Origin of the sequence: uncultured Campylobacter sp. (assembly GCF_938031315.1) — a bacterium.
Classification (GTDB): Bacteria; Campylobacterota; Campylobacteria; order Campylobacterales; family Campylobacteraceae; genus Campylobacter_B.
The window spans coordinates 1-3,128 of record NZ_CALHHT010000212.1; the positions used below are offsets into that span (position 1 = coordinate 1).

The following is a 3,128-nucleotide window of genomic DNA, read 5'->3' on the forward strand; positions in this document are numbered from 1 at the left end:
GCTTTCCGGGTTGAAGCTTAAAACCGAATACCAAAATTACAAGTCCTATGCCGCCTAAAATTCCAAGGGCCATACCGCCCTTTTTAGCGCCGTAGAACAAACAGCCAAGCACGATAAGCAATTGAATAAAAAACTGCGTGCTCTCAGACAAACTCGTCAGAAACTCCATCGTTTCTCCTTTGTAAAAATTAAAACAAAACTTTGGCGATTATACTAACTTTTTATTTAAACAAAATTAAAGGAGCGTTACGAATCGTAAAAATCTATCAAAATAAAAATTTACTGAAATTATAATTTTAAAGCAGAATTTATAGCGAAATGTGAAAAATAAAATTTCACTTAGAGCTGTTTTTATATCATAGAATTTCGCAACTTTTAAGAAATCTTAGAATTTCATTATAGCTCAAGCTTTAAACCGATTTTTAAGCCTTGGAGTAGTATCATTTCGCAAAGAGTGGATTAAGATGAATTTTAAAAAATTTTGTATTGCCTTTTTGATTTGTTTATCGCAGATGGCAGCAGCTGGTAGCTTTGATCTAAACGCCACGCTGCGTCTGGGCGCATTCGACGCAAGCTCGCACCGACTGCTTTTATGCGGCAGTGGCGGCGAGCTTAGGATGTTTGATACTGCTAAATGGGATGTGGAGTTCGCGCAAAAATACAGCGATAACGAAATCACGGCTCTAAATTTTAAAAACGGCAAAATTTATCTAGCTTGGGGCGGAGCCGAAATCGCGGTGCTAAACGACAGATTAAAGTTTTTACACGCGCTTAAGACGGGGCGTAGCGGCACAGCCCAAATAGATGCGATCTATGCCGCAAAAGACGCGATTTACGCGGTAGTGGATAAGAATCAACTAATAAGATTAGACGAAGACCCTGATAACAGCGCGGATGGCGGCTACGCCCCAGGTGAGAATTCCACCGCGAACGGGCAATCTTTAAATAGAAATTCCATCCCCGACGGGCTGCGCGGAATTTCGTTTCATTACGGCAGGATCAATGCCGTTAGCCTGGGCGCTAACGGACTTTGCGTCGCAAGCTGGAACGGCGTAGCCTGTTTTAGCGCAGATCTTGTCGCGACTAAATTTAGCGGCATCGATACAGCGCCTAATCGCGCCGCGCAGGGAGAGCTTGGTGGCGTGAAATTTAAAGATGCAGAATTTAATAGTACGAGAATCGTGCAAGGCTCCGAGCAAAACGAAACTAAAGTTAGCGGCGCAAAGAGCGCGGAATTTCAAGGCTTAGAATTCAAAGGCGCAAAATTTCAAGACGAGGGGCTTAAAACTCAAAGCGAAATTTCAGCCGAAGCTGGCGATAAAAATTTAAGCGGCTCTATAGCCACTGCGCTTGCAGACTGCGATGGGACGCTGTTTACAGGAGATATAGAGGGGAATTTTATAAATTTAAAAAGCGGCGAGCGCAAAAGCGTGGGCTCTTGGATCAAATCCATCGTATGCGCCCGCGGCACACAGTTTATCGCTACTAAAGATAAAATTTACGAAAATCAAAAAGTAGGATTAAAGGAGGTTATGGATTTAAAAAGCGAATTTTTAGCGATGTACGCAGACGGGGAAGCGATCCTCGTAGTCAGCAAATCAGGTAAAATTTTAAAATTCTAAGAAAGGATTAGTATGTTAAAAAGTTTCAAACCCGTGCTTTTGGGCTCGGTTTTGTTCGCCGCAAGCGCCCTGTGTGCCGCAGATAGCGACTTAGAGCGCGTGATGAAAGAACGAAATTTAAGCGAAAAAGACGTTTTGGCGGCGGCTAAGACCTATCAGCCGACCGGTAGGAAGGACGATTATATGGTGTTCTCTTCCGGCGGTCAAAGCGGACAGGTGATCGTTTACGGCGTGCCGTCGATGAGGATCTACAAATATATCGGCGTATTTACCCCAGAGCCTTGGCAGGGATACGGCTTTGACGAGGAGAGCAAGGCGGTCTTAAGATCGGGCTCCATTAACGGCAAAGAGATCAACTGGGGCGATACTCACCACCCAAATTTCAGCGAAAAAAACGGCGAGTATGTGGGCGATTATCTCTTTATTAACGATAAGGCAAACCCAAGAATCGCGGTTATAAATTTATCCGATTTCGAGACTACTCAAATAGTCGTAAATCCCGTAATCAAAAGCGATCACGGCGGCTCTTTCGTAACGCCTAATACCGAATACGTCATCGAAACCAGCCAATACGCAGCCCCTTTTGATAACGACTGGCACCCGATCGAGGAGTATCAGGCGGTTTATCGCGGTGCGGTAACGCTATGGAAATTTGACTACGACAAAGGCAAAATCGACGTAAATAAATCCTTTTCTCTAGAGCTTCCTCCATATATGCAAGATCTAAGTGACGCAGGTAAGGGCGAGAGCTTTGGCTGGGCGTTTACCAACAGCTTTAACTCCGAAATGTACACGGGCGGCATCGAAAAGGGTCTGCCTCCGATGGAAGCTGGCATGAGCCGCAACGATACCGACTACCTGCACGTTTACAACTGGCAAATTCTAGAAAAACTTGCTCAAGATAGCAAAAACTATAAGGTCGTAAACGGACACAGAATCGTTACGATAGACGCCGCTGTAAAAGCGGGAGCGCTATTTTTGATCCCTGAAGCTAAATCCCCTCATGGCGTCGATGTTAGCCCCGATGGTCGCTATATCATTATCGGCGGTAAACTAGATACTCACGCTAGCGTTTATGATTTTAAAAAGATCAAAGAGCTAATTGATAAAAAAGAATACGCAGGCAAGGATCCATACGGAATTCCGATCCTAGATATGCAAAAGACGCTTCACGGACAAGCAGAGCTTGGTCTTGGACCTTTGCATAACACCTTCGATTCGCAAGATGGCGTAATCTATACATCGCTTTACGTTGATAGCCAGATCGTAAAATGGAACTACAAAACGCTAAAGGTTTTAGATAGGATCAACGTCCACTACAATATCGGTCACCTTGATTCTATGGAGGGTAAATCCTCAAAGCCTGTCGGCAAATACGTAATCGCGCTGGATAAGCTTTCGATCGATAGATTTAATCCTATCGGACCGCTTCATCCGCAAAATCACCAGTTGATCGACATTACAGGACCTAAAATGGAGATGCTTTACGATCTTCCTATCGGTCTT

General features: G+C 44.3%; 3 protein-coding genes. 2 read left to right on the forward strand and 1 reads right to left on the reverse strand.

Annotated features, from left to right (window positions below):
* Positions 1–169 (reverse strand): anaerobic C4-dicarboxylate transporter family protein (locus Q0236_RS05325; RefSeq protein ID WP_297915824.1); only part of this gene is annotated, 169 nt, incomplete at its 3' end.
* Between the two features lie 295 nt (positions 170–464).
* Between Q0236_RS05325 and Q0236_RS05330 the strand changes: the two genes are divergently transcribed.
* Together Q0236_RS05330 and nosZ are read left to right on the forward strand one after the other, a co-directional pair.
* Positions 465–1,622: a hypothetical protein gene (locus tag Q0236_RS05330; RefSeq protein WP_297915820.1), complete on the forward strand. Its 1,158-nt coding sequence runs from the start codon at positions 465–467 to the stop codon at positions 1,620–1,622.
* 12 nt (positions 1,623–1,634) lie between these two features.
* On the forward strand, positions 1,635–3,128 hold a 1,494-nt coding region (gene nosZ, locus Q0236_RS05335), incomplete at its 3' end, for a Sec-dependent nitrous-oxide reductase (protein ID WP_297915822.1).